The sequence below is a fragment of the Dechloromonas denitrificans genome, assembly GCF_020510685.1.
Classification (GTDB): domain Bacteria; phylum Pseudomonadota; class Gammaproteobacteria; order Burkholderiales; family Rhodocyclaceae; genus Azonexus; species Azonexus denitrificans_A.
The window spans coordinates 1,052,206-1,067,062 of record NZ_CP075185.1 but is presented as its reverse complement, the minus strand read 5'-3'; the positions used below and the strand labels follow the sequence as shown (position 1 = coordinate 1,067,062).

Sequence of the window (14,857 nt, the reverse complement as noted above, 5' to 3'; positions counted from 1 at the left end):
GCCTTATGTATCGTCCCGCCCAACGCCTCGCCGAGATCGCCCCTTTCCATGTCGTCGAACTGCTGACCCGCGCCCGCCAGCTCGAAGCCGAAGGCCGCGACATCATTCACATGGAAGTCGGCGAGCCCGACTTCCCGACGCCGGAACCGATCGCCAAGGCGGCCATCGCGGCGATTCAAGGCGGCAAGACGCTGTACACCGAGGCGCTCGGCCTGCCCGAACTGCGCGAGGCGATCGCCGGCTTTTATCGTCAGCGCTACGGCGTCGCGGTGCCGGCCAAGCGCATCGCCGTCACCAACGGCGCCTCCGGCGCGCTCAACCTGGCTTTTGCCTGTCTGGCCGATCCGGGCAGCGAATGGCTACTGGCCGACCCAGGATACCCGTGCAACCGGCACATTTTGCGCACTTACGAAGGGCGGCCGTTGAACATCCCGGTCGGCCCGCAAACCAATTTCCAGCCGACGCCCGAGTTGCTGCAGCAACACTGGACGGCGCAAACCGCCGGCCTGCTCGTCGCCTCGCCGGCCAACCCAACCGGCACGCTGCTGACGCTGGATGAAATCCGGGCGCTCGCCGCCGTCTGCCGCCAAAAGAACGCTCACTTCCTGGTCGACGAGATTTACCATGGTCTGACTTACGAATGTAACGCCCCCTCCGCCTGCGCCGCCGGCGACGACATCTGGGTCATCAACAGTTTCTCGAAGTACTTCCAGATGACCGGCTGGCGCCTTGGCTGGATGGTCATCCCCGAGCCTTATGTCCGCGATGTCGAGAAACTCGCCCAGAACCTCGTGCTCTGCCCGTCGACGCCAGCCCAGTACGCCGCGCTGGCGGCCTTCGAGCCGGCCACCATCGCGATCCTCGAAGCGCGCCGCAGTGAGTTCCGCAAGCGCCGCGATTTCCTGGCACCGGCCCTGGAAAGCATCGGCTTCCGGATCACCGCCCGGCCGGAAGGCGCCTTTTACCTGTATTGCGATTGCTCGGCGCTGAGCGGCGACAGTTTCGCGCTGGCCCGCGATCTGCTCGAAAAGACCGGGGTTGCGGCAACGCCGGGACTCGATTTCGGCAGCAACGAACCGGAAAAGCACATCCGTTTTGCCTACACCACCGGCGTCGATCGGCTGGCCGAAGCGGCCGAGCGCCTACGCCGCTACTTCGGCCGGTAAAGCCAGCGCCGGATAACGGGCGGCCACCGCCGCCCAGTCGAAACAAGGCCCCGGATCGCTCTTCCGCCCGGGCGCCACGTGGCAGTGACCGGCGACGGCGGCAATCGGGTAGCGTGCCTGCACGGCATCGAGCAGGGGCCACAGGGCGGCATACTGGGCGCCGCTAAAGGGCTGCGTATCAGAACCTTCCAGCTCGATCCCCACCGAGTAGTCGTTGCAGTTGTCGCGCTCTCCCCAGCACGAATTGCCGGCATGCCAGGCGCGCTGGTCGCAGCCGACAAACTGGATGACCCGGCCGTCGCGCCGGACATAGAAATGCGCCGACACCTGGAGATCGGCGATCGTTGCGAAGTACGGGTGGGCGGCCGGATCGAGCTGGTTGAGAAAGAATTTCTCGACCCAGTCGCCACCGAATTCATCCGGCGGCAGGCTGATGTTATGAATGACAACCAGCGACACCGCGCCAGCCGGCCGCTCGCCGAAATTCGGCGACGCCAGCCAGGTCACCCCCTGCAGCCAGCCATCGGCCTGCCAGTTCATCAGTCGATGCCCAGCCGTTCCAGGCGATAGCGCATCGAGCGGAACGTCACCCCGAGCAGGCGGGCCGCCGCCGTGCGGTTGCCCTCGGTTTTCTGCAAGGCTTCGAGGATGGCCTGGCGCTCCAGGCGATTCAGGTAGTCATCGAGCGTCTCGCTGCCGCGCCCGACTGCCTCGCCGGCCGCTTCTTCCGGATCGAGATGGAGATCCTCGCCCTCGATGCCGTCGCTCGAACTGAGCGCGGTGGCCCGCTCCAGGATGTTTTCCAGTTCGCGCACATTGCCGGGGAAGGAGTACAACTCGAGCGCCTTCAAGGCTCCGGCCGACAAACGCGGAGGCGCCTCGCCACAGAGGCGGCGGAGGATCGAGTCGACCAGCGGCGCGATGTCTTCAACCCGCTCGCGCAACGGCGGCATGCGCAACTCGATGACATTCAGGCGGTAATACAGATCCTGGCGGAAACTGCCTTTGTCGACGCAGTCGCGCAAATTGCGGTGCGTCGCGCAGATGATCCGCACATCGACGGCCTCCTCGGCGACGCAGCCGACCTTGCGGACGCGCTTTTCCTGGATGGCGCGGAGCAGTTTAACCTGCATGGCGAGCGGCAGATCGGCCACTTCGTCGAGAAACAGCGTGCCGCCATTGGCCGCCTGGAAGAACCCTTCGCGGTCGCTGTCGGCGCCGGTGAAAGCGCCTTTCCGGTAACCGAAGAACTCGCTCTCCATCAGGTTTTCCGGAATCGCCCCGCAATTCACCGGGACGAACGGCCCGGCGCTGCGCGCGCTGCGCGTATGGATCAGGCGGGCCGCCAGTTCCTTGCCGCTGCCCGATTCGCCGGAAATGTAGATCGGCGCCTGGCTGCGCGCCAGCTTCTCGATCATCGCCCGCACCTGCTGCATGCTCGGCGAATCGCCGATCAGCGACTGCAAGGGATCGACGCTCTCCGACCCGCCATCCGGCAGGCGCAGCGCCGATTTGACCAGGGCGCGCAACTGCTCGAGGCCGACCGGCTTGGCCAGATAGTCGAATGCTCCGGCCTTCAGCGCGGCCACCGCATTTTCGGCGCTGCCGAAGGCGGTGATCACGGCGACCGGCGTCTGGGCATGATGCTCGCCAATGTGGCGGACGATATCCAGCCCCTCGCCGTCCGGCAGGCGCATGTCGGTCAGACACAGCTGAAAGCTCCCGGCACTCAGCGCCGCCCGCGCCTCGGCCACCGAACCGACGCACTCGGCGGCCAGCCCCATGCGAGCCAGCGTCAGGTCGATCAGTTCGCGGATATCGGCTTCGTCATCGACGACAAGAATCCGCGTCAGTTCGCCGCGCGGACGTCGTTCGGTTCTGGCAACAGACACGTGTCGTTTCTCCCAACAATAATGAAATGCCCGCCACTCGGCGCTGGCGCCAGTTGCAGGCTGGCCCCGTTGGCCACGCACAACTCGCGGGCAATGAACAAACCCAGCCCGGTGCCCTGGTGGTGGGTCGTGAAGAACGGCTCGAAGACCTGCTCGCGAACCGACTCCGGGACGCCGGGACCATCGTCCACGACATGCAATTCTACCCGCCCCTCGCCATTTGCACCGACCGTGGCGATGCGCACCGCCCCCGGGCCGCGGCTGGAATGGCGAAAGCCGTTGCTGACCAGATTCCACAAGACCTGATGCAGGTGCGACCGGTCGAAACAGATGGCCGAGCCGGCGGCCATTTCCAGGCGGACCGCATCGGCCGGCAGGTTTTCGGCCGCCAGAAAGTGTTCGACGAAGGCGCCACAGAACTCGTCGAGATGCACCAGTTCCGGCTGGGCCCGCTGTTGCCGGCCGAGTTCCAGGACGTCCTTGACGATGCGGTCGAGGCGGACGACGTTGTCGTTCAGGATGCGCAACAGGCGATCCTGCATTTCCCCGCGGCGTTCCTCGCGCAGCAATTCACCGGCATGGCTGATGGCCGACAGCGGATTGCGGATTTCGTGGGCGATGCTGGCGGTCAGCCGCCCGAGCGAAGCCAGTTTCATCTGCTGGGCGCGTTCCTTGAGCCGCCCGACATCTTCGAGAAAGACCAGGACCTCGCCGTCGGAACTGGTGGTCCGGGCAAAACGGGCATGCAGCTCGCTTCCTTCCGCCGCGCAAAACTGCACCGCCTCATGGCCGGCGCCCGCCCCCCAGGCGTCCAGCGCGGCGGCCAGGGTCGGCGCACTGGATGCCAAACTCGCCGCGCCCGCCTCCGGCAAGCCGAGCATTGTCCGGGCCACCGGATTGTGCCGGACGACCAGGCCATTGGCGCCAACGATCAGCACACCATCCTGCATCCGTTCGACGACGCGCTGACTGATGCGGATCTGGTTGTCGAGCGCGATGCCACGCCGCCGCGCCAGATCTTCATTGACCATCGCCCGCTGGCCGAGCAGCCGGGCGAGGATGGCGGTGGCAAAAAAACCGGCCGACAGGAAGCCGGCCTGGACCACCGAAGCCGAATCGAAATCGGCGGCAAAAACCCCGTAGATCTCGCTGCACAGCACCGCCAGCGTCGCCTGCGCGGCGTAGAACAGGACCAGCCGGCCGCGCCCGACCAGGCTGGCCGCCGCCAGCGAGACCAGCAGCAGGATGCCGAGGCCGCTGCCGACCCCGCCGGCGAGATACATCATCAGGCTGACCACGGTGACGTCGAACAGCACCTGCAACGACAACTGGAAGTTGAAGCGTTTTTGCCAGTAAGTCGACAGTAGCAGGCCGCCGATCACTCCGAGCATGTAGCCGCCGGTCAGCGCAAAAATGCCGGGCGACGGCAGCAGATTGAGCCGCGCCGTCCATTCGTGCGGGAACAGCATGGTCAGAAAGATCAGGCTGGCCAGCACCAGGCGGTAGGTATTGAAGTACTGGAAGGAGCGCCAGTTGGGCTCCCAGGTCGAGGAAAGCCAGTCGGTCATCAGGACCGGGCGGCGCGCGCCGCATCGCGATGCGCCGGGCTGCAATAAACGGCCTGACCATCGACGACGCTATCGCTCTCCGGCATATGGACCCCACAATGGGCGCAAACCAGCATTTTTTCCGGCGCCGGATCGCGCCGGACCTTGGCCTCCGGCGGTGGTATCGCACTGCGCTTCTTCCAGCTCCACCAGACCACCGCGAGCAAGGCAAACAACAGCAGGTATTTCATCATCGGGCGCCTAAAAATAAGGTCAATCTTACGTCTTCGCCAGCCGAACAGGAAATCGCCGGCACGCCCTGGAGGTGCGGCGGTTCGATCGCTGAGTCGGGCCCGGCCGGTCAGTCGGGCTGGCGGAACTCGTCGTCGATCCAGGCGGTGGCGCTGGCCATGCCAAGCTTGAACTGCGGCCCGACACGCACCTCGGCGAGCAATTCGCCATCGGCCCCCGAGGCGCCGAGCACGGCGTGCGGATCGTCTTCATCGGGAACGATGTCGAGGCTGATGGTGAGGCGGCCGGATGGCGTCGCCACCGAGATTTTCTGGTGCAGCATGGCATGCAGATGGTGCTCATGGCGGCGCAGCACTTCCGAAGCCGTCTTGACCAGCGTACCGAAAGCCGTGGCATCGAGCGGCTTGGGATTCTTCTTGTCGCGCCCCATCGTCCACGGGCCTACCAGCGCCGGCTCGGATTCGCCGTCCTTGATCATCGCCACGGCCCAGCCTTCGTCGTCTTCATTCTTGATGACCCGCGCCGTCCACCCCTTGTTGCGCCAGAGCAGCGGCTCGAAGACCGAGTCGGCCTCGTTCATTGTGTTGTCTGTCATGGCTGGACTCCGTTCCGGTCGGGGTGATGCCGCAGACGCTGGCCTGATGATCGGCAGAAGGGGCAGCATGTTGCGGCTTTTCGCCGGACCGATCAACTATTACCTGCGCCGGCGGCTCACCCGATCGCCGGCACGGCAATCATCATCCGACGCCCAGCCGGTTTTGAACTTAAAATCGGACTCGCCCCTCGAAAACAACTCTCGATCCGGAACCAGCATGAAGCAGACCGCTTTCCCCAGAACGCCCTTGTTGGCGGGCCACGATGCCGAGCAAACGCGCCGGCAGATCCTCGACTACTTTCACGCCACCTTCGATCGCTACGAACAGCTGTTCGAGGTGCTGAACGGCGCCGAGGCCTACTACGTCAAGCCGATTGCGCTGCGTCACCCGCTGATTTTCTATTTCGGCCATACCGCCACCTTCTTCATCAACAAGCTGGTGCTGGCCGGCCTGCTGGCGCAGCGCATCGATCCGAAGTTCGAATCGATGTTCGCCATCGGCGTCGATGAAATGAGCTGGGACGACCTCAACGAGGTGCGCTACGACTGGCCGACCGTCGACGCCGTTCGCGCCTACCGGCAACAGGTGCGGGCCGCGGTCGGCCAGTTGATCCGGACGGCGCCGCTGAGCCTGCCGATCACCTGGGATCACCCGTGGTGGATCATCGTGATGGGGATCGAGCACGAACGCATCCATCTGGAAACCTCGTCGGTGCTGATCCGCCAGCATCGGTTGTGCTATGTCCAGCCGCATCCGGCCTGGGAGCCTTGCCGGAGCAGCGCGGCGGCGCCGCAGAACGGGCTGGTCGACATCCCGGCCGCCAGCTTCCAGGTCGGTCGTGAGCGGAGCACGCCGGAAATCTACGGCTGGGATAACGAATTCGGCCGCCATGAGGCGTCCACCGCCGCCTTCCAGGCCAGCCGTCATCTGGTTTCCAATCAGGAATTTCTCGCCTTCGTCGACGCCGGCGGCTATGCCGACGACTCGCTGTGGCCGGCCGAAGGGCTGGCCTGGAAAAAATTCGCCCGGGCCAGCCAGCCGACTTTCTGGGTCAAGGATGGCAGCCAGTGGCGCCTCCGGCTGATGCTGGAAGAAGTGGCGATGCCCTGGGACTGGCCGGTGGAAACCAATTACCACGAGGCCAAGGCCTTCTGTAACTGGCAGGCCCGCCGCACCGGCCAGCCGGTACGCCTGCCGAGCGAAGATGAATGGCAGGCCATGCGGCATTTTGCCGGCATCGGCGACCTGCCGCTCGCCCCCCCGGCCGCCGCCAACATCGAACTGGATCATTACGCCTCGGCCTGTCCGGTCGGCCAGTTTGCCCATGGCCCGCTGTTCGACGTCATCGGCAATGTCTGGCAATGGCTGGAAACGCCGACCTATCCGTACGATGGCTTTGCCGTCCATCCGATCTACGACGACTTCACGACGCCGACTTTCGACGACCGTCACAACCTGCTCAAGGGCGGCTCGTGGATTTCCTGCGGCAATGCCGCCGTGCCGCAATCGCGCTACGCCTTCCGCCGCCATTTCTTCCAGCACGCCGGTTTCCGCTACGTCGTGGCCGACGCGCCGGCCAGCCAGCCGGCCTCGCATTACGAAACCGACCGGCTGATCTCGGAATACATCGAATTCCACTACGGCGAGGAATATTTCGCCGTACCCAACTTCCCGCGCGCCCTCGCCCGGCTGGCCATCGAGGCGATGGCCGGCAAGCCGGCCGGCAAGGCGCTCGATCTCGGCTGTGCCACCGGCCGCGCCACGTTCGAGCTGGCCCGGCATTTCGACCAGGTCACCGGCATCGACTTCTCGGCCCGCTTCATCGGCGTCGGCACCCAGCTCCAGGAACAGGGCCGCCTGCGCTACACGCTGGTCGAGGAAGGCGAGTTGGTCGCCTACAAGGAGTGCGCACTGGGCGCCCTAGGCCTGGCCGATGTGGCGGCCAAGGTCGAGTTCTTCCAGGGCGACGCCTGCAACCTGAAGCCGGTGTTCGCCGGCTACGACCTGATTCTGGCGGCCAACCTGATCGACCGCCTGTACAGCCCGGCGGCCTTCCTGAAAACCGTGCATGAGCGCCTCAATCCCGGCGGCCTGCTGTTGCTCGCCTCGCCCTACACCTGGCTGGCGGAACATACCAAACGCGAAGAATGGGTCGGCGGTTTCAAGCGGGACGGCGAAAACGTGACCACGCTGGACGGCCTGAAAACCATGCTGGGCGGTCATTTCCGGCTGGTCGACGGGCCGCGTTCGGTACCCTTCGTGATCCGCGAAACGAAACGGAAATTCCAGCACACGCTGTCCGAAGTGACGATCTGGCAGCGGATTTGATGGGGGCAATTGCTTAAAAGTCGGGCGGGTGCTAATTTGAACCGGCATAAACTTTACACCTTAAGGCCGACATGAACGCAGCCCCCAATCCCCTCCCGACCCCCGATCAACTGCGCGACGTGCTGCGGGTCGTCGTCGACCCCGAGGTGGGCGTCAACATCGTCGATCTCGGGCTGGTCTACAACGTCGCGGTCAGTCCGGCGGCGGTCAAGGTAGACCTGACCATGACCTCGCCGGCCTGCCCGCTCAGCGACCTGGTGATCGCCGATGCCGAGGCGGCCTTGCACGCTGCCTTGCCGGAAACCTGCGCGGTGAGCATCGATCTGGTGTGGAATCCGCCCTGGGACCCGACGATGATGAGCGACAAGGCGCGCGAGAACCTCGGCTGGTAACGACATGACGTTCCGCGAGCTTCCGCCGGCCTGGCGCCTGCCGCTGCTGCTGATGGGCATGGCCAGCCTGGTGATCGGCGTGCTCGGCGGCCTGGCCCGACTGGCCGTCGACGTCCCGCTGTTCGCCCAGGTGCGGGCCGGTGGTCATGGCGCACTGATGATCGCCGGCTTTTTCGGCACCGTGATCTGTCTCGAACGGGCGGTCGCCCTGCACCGCCTGTGGCCTTATCTGGCGCCGCTCGGCGCCGCGCTCGGCGGCATCGCTTTTCTGGCGCAGGGCCCGTGGTGGCTCGCCCCCGCGCTGTTCTCGCTGGCCGGCTGCTGCTTTGTCGCGGCCAGCCTGACCGTCTATCGGCAAATGCCGGCGCTGTTCACCGTCACGCTGCTGCTCGGCGCCCTCGCCTGGCTGGCCGGCAACCTGCGCTGGCTGTTTACGCAGGAGATCGGCTCGGCGGTGTTGTACTGGATGAGTTTCCTGGTTCTGACCATCGCCGGCGAACGCCTGGAACTGACCCGCTTCATGCCCGCCAAGCCGGTCGGGCGCCGGCTGTTCATCGCCATCCTGCTGCTCATCTGCGGCGCGGCTGCCATGCTCCCGTTCGCCGCCGGGCCGGGCGGCCGGTTGCTGGCCGTTGGCTTGCTGCTGCTGGCCGCCTGGCTGCTGCATTACGACATCGCCCGGCGCACCGTGAAACAGGCCGGCCTGACCCGCTTCGTCGCCAGCTGCCTGCTCGCCGGCTATGGCTGGCTGGCCTTCGGCGCCCTGCTCGGCACGACCGGTGCCTTCGAACCCGGCCATCCGTGGCGGGACAGCGCCTTGCACGCGATCTTTCTCGGTTTCGTCTTCTCGATGGTCATCGGCCATGCGCCGATCATTTTTCCGGCGGTGATGCGGGTCAAGATTCCTTACCACCCGTTCTTCTACCTGCCGCTGGCCGCCCTGCACCTCTCGCTGCTCGCCCGCATCATCGGCAATCTCGGCGACTTCGCGCCGTGGCGCCAGAACGGCGCGCTGCTCAATGCGCTCAGTCTGGCGCTGTTCGTCCTCACCCTGCTGGTCAGCGTGGCGCGGGGCGCCGCCTCTCAGCGAAAGGCAACGCCATGAAACGCTCAGCGGCCCTGATCAAGCTCTCCCGCGAACACCACACGGCCCTCAGTCTCGCCCTGCGTATCGAGCGCGGCGGCGATGCAGCCGCCCTGGCTGCCCTGCAGTTCAAGGTACCAACGATCTTTCGCGAAGAACTGGAAGCGCATTTCCAGGAAGAAGAAAACAGCCTGTTGCCGCAACTGCTGCTGGCCGGCGAGGCAACGCTGGTCAACCGGACCTTGGCCGAGCATCGCCAACTGCGTCAGTTGGTCGACCGGATCGCCGCTGGCGATCTTGCCAGCCTGCCAGCCTTTGCCGAGCAGCTGCGGGCCCACGTTCGGTTTGAAGAACGGGAACTGTTCATGGTGGCCGAGCGGGTGTTGCCGGCCAGCGCCCCACCCGCCTGAGACTGAAGGCTGCCCCCGGCTAACGCCGGACAGTTTTCCCGGCCCATGCGCGACGGGCCAATTGGCCGAGCACGACCAGGGCAAACAACAATGCCAAGGCCCATTTCAGCAGCGCACAACTGGCCGACAGCGCGATGAGTGGCGCGCCGCTGCCAGGGGCCTGCGCCAGCAGATGAATATGCGCGGCGTTTTCGCAGAGGTCGAAAAAGCCGGCAAGCGGCAGCATCAGCAGGGCGGCGCGATAGATTGCCGGGGACTGGCCGGCAAACAGCGACGACCTGGCCACCAGCAGATAGCCGAAAGCCCCGTAAATGAAGGGATGGAGGCTATCGAAGACGAAGTGCGCGCGATAAAGGGCAAGCCCGGCGGCGCCCCAGGCATCGACAATCGACCAGAACGACACAGCGGTGAATGCCAGTTGCAGGGCGAAAACGCTCGGTTCAAGCGGCGCCAGCATGAGCACGATATTCAGCTGCGACGCCACGAAGAGCGCTGCAGCGAAGAAGACGATCCAGCGATCGCCGGTTTTCATCGGGCTAGACCTTCTCGTCCCAATGAAAATGGTGCATCAGCCGATGCAGTATCGGCGTGAATAGCAGCGCGGCGGTAACGATGAAGGCCAAGCCGGCGTACAGCGCATAGAGCCCGGCGAAGAGCTTGCCGGCCGAGGTCTGCGGCGGATCGACCGGCCCCATGCCGCCCAGCAGCATGGCGGCATTCAGGAAGGCGTCGATCCACGAGAGGTTCTCGAACAGCACGTAGCCCAGCATGCCGACGGCCAGCGATGTCGCCAACAGGCCAAAGGCCACGGCAAGGTGACCGATTAGCCGGAGCAGGAAGTTGCCTGGCGAGATGGGCGCTTCGCGTCGGGATTCGTACATGGTCTGGCGTTACCCTCCTGGCTGGGCCGGACAGGCCGTTGATTGGCGCTGAGACTAGCGCAAACGTCACGGCCCATCAACGCCGCTGACGGTCGCTGCGGCTCAAAGCCCGCAAGTCGCTGAGCGATTCCGGGAACCACCTGGCCGATTCATCCATCCAAAAGGTGTGCGTGCTATTCGGGCGCCTTGCGCTGCGCCATGGAGCCACCATGGCTGACTTCCAAAAGGCAGGTCATGAACGAAAAATTGCTGGCAGGCATATCCCCGGTCGGAGAAGACCCGTTTCGCCGGGTAGTCGAATGGGCGCCGACGGCGATCGTCATGGTCAATGCCAAGGGCAACATCGTCCTGAGCAACGCCCAGGCGGAACGGATTTTCGGCTATGCACGCGACGAGCTGCTCGGTGAACCGATCGAAAAGCTGGTGCCGGAACGCTTTGCCGGACATCATCCGGCCTATCGCAGCGACTTTTACGCCGCACCGCATCCGCGGCCGATGGGCAGCGGCCGCGATCTTTATGCGCGGCGTCGCGACGGCAGCGAATTCCCGGTCGAAATCGGCCTGACCCCGATCGATTCCGACAACGGCCCGATGGTCCTCGCGGCGATTGTCGACATCACCGAGCGCAAGCGGCTCGAAGAGCGCTTTCGCCGGGTCGTCGAATACGCCCCCAGCGCGATGGTGATGATCGAGCGCAGCGGCCGCATGGTTCTGGTCAACGCCCAGACCGAGCAGCTTTTCGGCTACCCGCGCAGCGCCTTGATCGGCGAACTGGTCGAGATGCTGGTGCCGGAACGGCTGCGCGGCGAACATGTGCACTTCCGCGGCTCCTTTCTCGAGGTCCCCAAGGCCCGCCCGATGGGCGCCGGCCGCGACCTCTTCGCCCGCCGCGCCGACGGCACCGAGTTTCCGGTTGAAATCGGCCTCAACCCGATCGAAACCGAGGAAGGGGCGATGGTGCTCGCCTCCATCGTCGACATCACCGAACGCCAGCGGGCCCAGCAGAAACTGGAAAATGCGCTGCAGGAAAAAACGGTGTTGCTCAACGAGGTGCATCACCGGGTGAAGAACAACCTCCAGGTCATTTCCAGCCTGCTCAACCTGCAGGCGACCCATGCCAGCGATCCCCGCCTGCGCGCCATCCTGGCCGAGAGCCAGAGCCGCGTCCGGGCGATGGCCCTGACCCATCAACTGCTCTACGAGCGCAAGGACTACTCGCGGATCGATCTCGGCGAATACCTGGAGCGCCTGGCCCAGTTGCTGATCGGTAGCTACCGCGAGGACGGGGCACGTATCACGCTGCGCCGGATACTGCCGGAAACCCCGCTGTTCCTCGATTTCGAGCGGGCGATTCCGTGCGGGCTGATCATCAACGAACTGGTGACCAACGCCTTCAAACACGCTTTCCCCGCCGGGCGCTCCGGCGAAGTCCGCATCGAACTGCTCGCCGTGGGCGACGAGCTCGAACTGGTCGTCGCCGACAACGGCGTCGGTCTGCCGGCAAGCTTCGACCTGACGAACCTGAAATCGCTGGGTCTGCAACTCGTTCCCCTGCTCGCCGATCAGCTCGGCGGCAGTTTTACCGTGCATGACCACCAGGGACCGCGCTTTTCGTTGCGCTTCCCGAGCAACCCCACCGGGCGGAGAGCATCATGAATACAGACAAACAAATCAACCTGATGCTGGTCGAAGACGAACGCGTCGTCGCCTTCGATCTGAAGAACCAGTTGCAGGCACTCGGCTACCGGGTCGGTGCGATGGTCGGCAGCGGCGAGCAGGCCGTGCAGTGCATCGGCCAAATCGCCCCCGACCTGGTGTTGATGGATATCCACCTGGAAGGCGCCATGGACGGCGTGCAGGCGGCAATCAAGATTCAGGAGGAGCACCAGACCCCGATCATCTACCTGACCGCCTTCGCCGAGGACGATACCCTGCACCGCGCCCTGGCCAGCCGGCCCTTCGGCTATCTGGTCAAACCTTGGGACATTCGCGAATTGCACGCCTCGATCCAGATGGCGCTGGCCCGGCGGGAAGTCGAGATCGCCGTCGAGAGTAGCGAGCTGCGCCTGAAACTGGCGATGGATGCTGCCTCGCTCGGCGTGATCGAATGGCTGCCGCTCTCCGGCCGCCTGCATGGCGACGGCCACCTCGGCGCCCTGTTTGGCGACCGCCAGATGCCGCTAGACGAATCCTGGGCGTCTTTCCTCAGCCGCGTCAGCGACGATGACCGGGCCCGCGTCGCGGCCAGCCTCGATACGGCGCTGGCCAGCGGCTTGCCGGTATGCATCGAGTTCTGCACGGTGCCCAACGGCCGACCGCATTTCCTCGAAGCCAACGTCAAGGCCTACCCCGGCGCCAACGTCGACCGGCGCATCGTCGGCGTCCTGCAGGACGTCACCGAACGCCACCTGACCGACGAACGGCTTCGCCAGTCCAGCGTCGTGTTCCATACCTCGGCCGAGGGCATCGTGATCGTCGATACCGAGCGCCGCGTCGGGGCGATCAATGCGGCTTTTACGCGGATTACCGGCTACCGCGAGGCCGATGCCGTCGGCTTCGATATCGACGTGCTGCTCCGCACGCAACGCGACGCCGTGGACAGCGCGAGCTTTTTCGCCGAAATCGCGGCCAGCGAGGAAGGCTACTGGCAAGGCGAGGTCAATTGCCAGCGCCTCGGTGGCGCGATCTTTCCGGCCTGGCAGAGTTTGAGCGTGGTCCGCGACACCAAGGGGCGGCTGAGCAATTTCGTGATGGCCTTCTCCGACGTCAGCGGCATGCATGTCGCCGAAGAAAAATTCCATCACCTGGCCCACCACGACCCGCTGACCGGCCTGCCCAACCGCCTGCTCTTCGACGACCGCCTCGATCATGCGATCGAACTGGCGCACCGCGACAGGCAGCACTGCCTGGTGCTGTTCCTCGATCTCGACAGTTTCAAGGTGGTGAACGACACCCTCGGCCACAGCGTCGGCGACGAACTGCTGCGCATCATGGCCAGCCGCCTGCGCGCCGCGCTGCGCAGCACCGATACGATCGCCCGGCTGGGCGGCGACGAATTCGTCATCCTGGCCGGCGACAGCAGCGCCGCCTATGCCGCCGAACTGGCCCAGAAGGTCCTCAATACGGTGCGCGCGCCAGTCAACCTGGCCGGCGACAGCATTACCGTGTCCGGCAGCATCGGCATCGCTGTCTATCCCGACAACGGCAGCGATCGCCACCTGCTGATGCGCGCGGCCGATATCGCCATGTATTCGGCCAAGGAGGCCGGGCGCAACCGCTATCGCTTCTACTCACAGGAAATGGCCGACCGCAGCGCCGAACGGATGACACTCGAGCAGGGCTTGCGGCGAGCCATCGAGGAAGATCAACTGGTCGTCTATTACCAGCCGCAGATCACGCTGGCCGACGGGCGGACCTTCGGGGTCGAGGCACTGGTCCGCTGGATGCACCCGGAACTGGGGATGATTCCCCCGATCCGCTTCATCCCGGTGGCCGAGGAAAGCGGCGTCATCGACAGCCTCGGGCACTGGGTGCTCGAACGGGCCTGCAGCGAAATGGCCGGACTATCCGCCGACGACGGCCAGCAGCTGCGTCTGGCGGTCAATGTCTCGGCGCGCGAGTTCATGCGTGACGACTTCATCGACGCCGTCCTCGACACGCTGGCGCGGACCGGTTTTCCGGCCAGCGCACTGGAACTGGAGATCACCGAAAGCACCTTGCAGGTCCTCGAACGCAGCGTCGAAATCCTCGGCAAGCTGCACAGTTTCGGCATCACCGTCAGCATCGACGATTTCGGGACCGGCTATTCCTCGCTCAGCGTGCTGCGCGACCTGCCGATCGACCGGATCAAGATCGACCGCTCGTTCATCCTTCAGCTGCCGGACAACAGCGAGGGCATCGCCTTCGTCGAAGCGATCATCGCGCTGGCCGGCTCGTTGCGCATGGAGATCATTGCCGAAGGCATCGAATACCCGGCGCAGGCGGCGATTCTGAAGGAAATGGGGTGCAACGGCGGTCAGGGCTTTCTGTTCAGCCGGCCGGTCGCCCGTGAGGATCTGCTCCCGCTGCTCGGCGCCGCCCCGCCCAGCCCGACTGTCATTTGACCAGTCGCTTGGCGCTCCACCGGCGATCCGCCTCGCCCCGCGGCTGGCGGCGGCGATCGACATGAGCGCGGCTTTTCAGCTTGCGGTCGTGGCGCAGGCGAATGGCGGCGGCCAGATTCAGCAGCACGAGGCCGACCACCACGGTGACGAAAACCCAGGGGGCATCGGCGATTCGCTGGATGACTACCGGAAAACTCATCGATTCT

General features: G+C 65.1%; 15 protein-coding genes. 7 read left to right on the top strand and 8 right to left on the bottom strand.

The annotated features are described in order from the left end of the window. The first annotated feature begins 5 nt into the window (after positions 1-5). The gene (locus KI611_RS05220) at positions 6-1,166 is read left to right on the top strand and encodes a pyridoxal phosphate-dependent aminotransferase (protein ID WP_226418768.1); all 1,161 of its coding nucleotides are present in this window, start codon (positions 6-8) and stop codon (positions 1,164-1,166) included. Here KI611_RS05220 and ampD read toward each other — a convergent pair. The 5 genes from ampD to KI611_RS05195 form a co-directional block, all read right to left on the bottom strand. Further along, entirely contained in the window at positions 1,143-1,706 is a 564-nt protein-coding gene (gene ampD / locus KI611_RS05215) for a 1,6-anhydro-N-acetylmuramyl-L-alanine amidase AmpD (RefSeq protein WP_226418767.1), read from the bottom strand. The genes KI611_RS05220 and ampD overlap by 24 nt on opposite strands. Continuing rightward, positions 1,706-3,058, bottom strand: coding sequence for a sigma-54-dependent transcriptional regulator (locus tag KI611_RS05210; protein ID WP_226418766.1), 1,353 nt, complete (start codon positions 3,056-3,058; stop codon positions 1,706-1,708). Before KI611_RS05210 ends, ampD begins: the two co-directional genes overlap by 1 nt. After that, on the bottom strand, positions 3,016-4,626 hold the full coding sequence (locus tag KI611_RS05205; protein ID WP_226418765.1) for a sensor histidine kinase: 1,611 nt from the start codon (positions 4,624-4,626) through the stop codon (positions 3,016-3,018). The genes KI611_RS05210 and KI611_RS05205 overlap by 43 nt, the downstream gene beginning before the upstream one ends. After that, positions 4,626-4,859 carry a PP0621 family protein gene (locus KI611_RS05200; RefSeq protein ID WP_226418764.1) on the bottom strand — a complete coding sequence of 78 codons (234 nt, stop codon included), beginning with the start codon at positions 4,857-4,859 and terminating at the stop codon, positions 4,626-4,628. The genes KI611_RS05205 and KI611_RS05200 overlap by 1 nt, the downstream gene beginning before the upstream one ends. A gap of 107 nt (positions 4,860-4,966) precedes the next feature. Then, positions 4,967-5,452: a hypothetical protein gene (locus tag KI611_RS05195; RefSeq protein ID WP_226418763.1), complete on the bottom strand. Its 486-nt coding sequence runs from the start codon at positions 5,450-5,452 to the stop codon at positions 4,967-4,969. A gap of 217 nt (positions 5,453-5,669) precedes the next feature. Here KI611_RS05195 and ovoA point away from each other — a divergent pair, with 217 nt between their 5' ends. From ovoA to KI611_RS05175, 4 genes are all read left to right on the top strand, one after another. Next, complete coding sequence (gene ovoA / locus KI611_RS05190; protein WP_226418762.1) at positions 5,670-7,781, top strand: 5-histidylcysteine sulfoxide synthase; 2,112 nt, start codon at positions 5,670-5,672, stop codon at positions 7,779-7,781. 71 nt (positions 7,782-7,852) lie between these two features. Continuing rightward, positions 7,853-8,173 (top strand): metal-sulfur cluster assembly factor, encoded by a 321-nt coding sequence (locus tag KI611_RS05185; protein ID WP_226418761.1) that lies wholly within the window; start codon positions 7,853-7,855, stop codon positions 8,171-8,173. A gap of 4 nt (positions 8,174-8,177) precedes the next feature. Next, positions 8,178-9,278 carry a hypothetical protein gene (locus KI611_RS05180; RefSeq protein WP_226418760.1) on the top strand — a complete coding sequence of 367 codons (1,101 nt, stop codon included), beginning with the start codon at positions 8,178-8,180 and terminating at the stop codon, positions 9,276-9,278. Then, a complete protein-coding gene (locus KI611_RS05175) occupies positions 9,275-9,667 on the top strand; it encodes a hemerythrin domain-containing protein (RefSeq protein WP_226418759.1) in 393 nt (130 codons plus the stop codon). Before KI611_RS05180 ends, KI611_RS05175 begins: the two co-directional genes overlap by 4 nt. A 19-nt stretch (positions 9,668-9,686) precedes the next feature. Here KI611_RS05175 and KI611_RS05170 read toward each other — a convergent pair whose 3' ends face one another. Together KI611_RS05170 and KI611_RS05165 are read right to left on the bottom strand one after the other, a co-directional pair. Further along, the gene (locus KI611_RS05170) at positions 9,687-10,199 is read right to left on the bottom strand and encodes a hypothetical protein (protein ID WP_226418758.1); all 513 of its coding nucleotides are present in this window, start codon (positions 10,197-10,199) and stop codon (positions 9,687-9,689) included. Positions 10,200-10,203: 4 nt separating this feature from the next. Next, on the bottom strand, positions 10,204-10,548 hold the full coding sequence (locus KI611_RS05165; RefSeq protein ID WP_226418757.1) for a hypothetical protein: 345 nt from the start codon (positions 10,546-10,548) through the stop codon (positions 10,204-10,206). 234 nt (positions 10,549-10,782) lie between these two features. On the opposite strand from KI611_RS05165, the gene KI611_RS05160 reads away from it, so the two are divergent. Both KI611_RS05160 and KI611_RS05155 read left to right on the top strand, forming a co-directional pair. After that, entirely contained in the window at positions 10,783-12,204 is a 1,422-nt protein-coding gene (locus KI611_RS05160) for a sensor histidine kinase (protein WP_226418756.1), read from the top strand. Then, a complete protein-coding gene (locus KI611_RS05155; RefSeq protein WP_226418755.1) occupies positions 12,201-14,651 on the top strand; it encodes an EAL domain-containing protein in 2,451 nt (816 codons plus the stop codon). The genes KI611_RS05160 and KI611_RS05155 overlap by 4 nt, the downstream gene beginning before the upstream one ends. On the opposite strand, the gene KI611_RS05150 is transcribed toward KI611_RS05155, so the two are convergent. After that, positions 14,644-14,850 (bottom strand): hypothetical protein, encoded by a 207-nt coding sequence (locus tag KI611_RS05150; RefSeq protein ID WP_226418754.1) that lies wholly within the window; start codon positions 14,848-14,850, stop codon positions 14,644-14,646. The genes KI611_RS05155 and KI611_RS05150 overlap by 8 nt on opposite strands. Positions 14,851-14,857: the final 7 nt, after the last annotated feature.

Bases quoted from the DNA above. Each gene is read 5' to 3' on its own strand.
- KI611_RS05180 (WP_226418760.1), top strand. From the start codon at position 8,178: ATGACGTTCCGCGAGCTTCCGCCGGCCTGGCGCCTGCCGCTGCTGCTG.
- KI611_RS05175 (WP_226418759.1), top strand. From the start codon at position 9,275: ATGAAACGCTCAGCGGCCCTGATCAAGCTCTCCCGCGAACACCACACG.
- ovoA (WP_226418762.1), top strand. From the start codon at position 5,670: ATGAAGCAGACCGCTTTCCCCAGAACGCCCTTGTTGGCGGGCCACGAT.
- KI611_RS05150 (WP_226418754.1), bottom strand. From the start codon at position 14,850: ATGAGTTTTCCGGTAGTCATCCAGCGAATCGCCGATGCCCCCTGGGTT.
- KI611_RS05170 (WP_226418758.1), bottom strand. From the start codon at position 10,199: ATGAAAACCGGCGATCGCTGGATCGTCTTCTTCGCTGCAGCGCTCTTC.
- KI611_RS05220 (WP_226418768.1), top strand. From the start codon at position 6: ATGTATCGTCCCGCCCAACGCCTCGCCGAGATCGCCCCTTTCCATGTC.
- ampD (WP_226418767.1), bottom strand. From the start codon at position 1,706: ATGAACTGGCAGGCCGATGGCTGGCTGCAGGGGGTGACCTGGCTGGCG.
- KI611_RS05160 (WP_226418756.1), top strand. From the start codon at position 10,783: ATGAACGAAAAATTGCTGGCAGGCATATCCCCGGTCGGAGAAGACCCG.
- KI611_RS05205 (WP_226418765.1), bottom strand. From the start codon at position 4,626: ATGACCGACTGGCTTTCCTCGACCTGGGAGCCCAACTGGCGCTCCTTC.
- KI611_RS05165 (WP_226418757.1), bottom strand. From the start codon at position 10,548: ATGTACGAATCCCGACGCGAAGCGCCCATCTCGCCAGGCAACTTCCTG.
- KI611_RS05155 (WP_226418755.1), top strand. From the start codon at position 12,201: ATGAATACAGACAAACAAATCAACCTGATGCTGGTCGAAGACGAACGC.
- KI611_RS05185 (WP_226418761.1), top strand. From the start codon at position 7,853: ATGAACGCAGCCCCCAATCCCCTCCCGACCCCCGATCAACTGCGCGAC.
- KI611_RS05200 (WP_226418764.1), bottom strand. From the start codon at position 4,859: ATGATGAAATACCTGCTGTTGTTTGCCTTGCTCGCGGTGGTCTGGTGG.
- KI611_RS05195 (WP_226418763.1), bottom strand. From the start codon at position 5,452: ATGACAGACAACACAATGAACGAGGCCGACTCGGTCTTCGAGCCGCTG.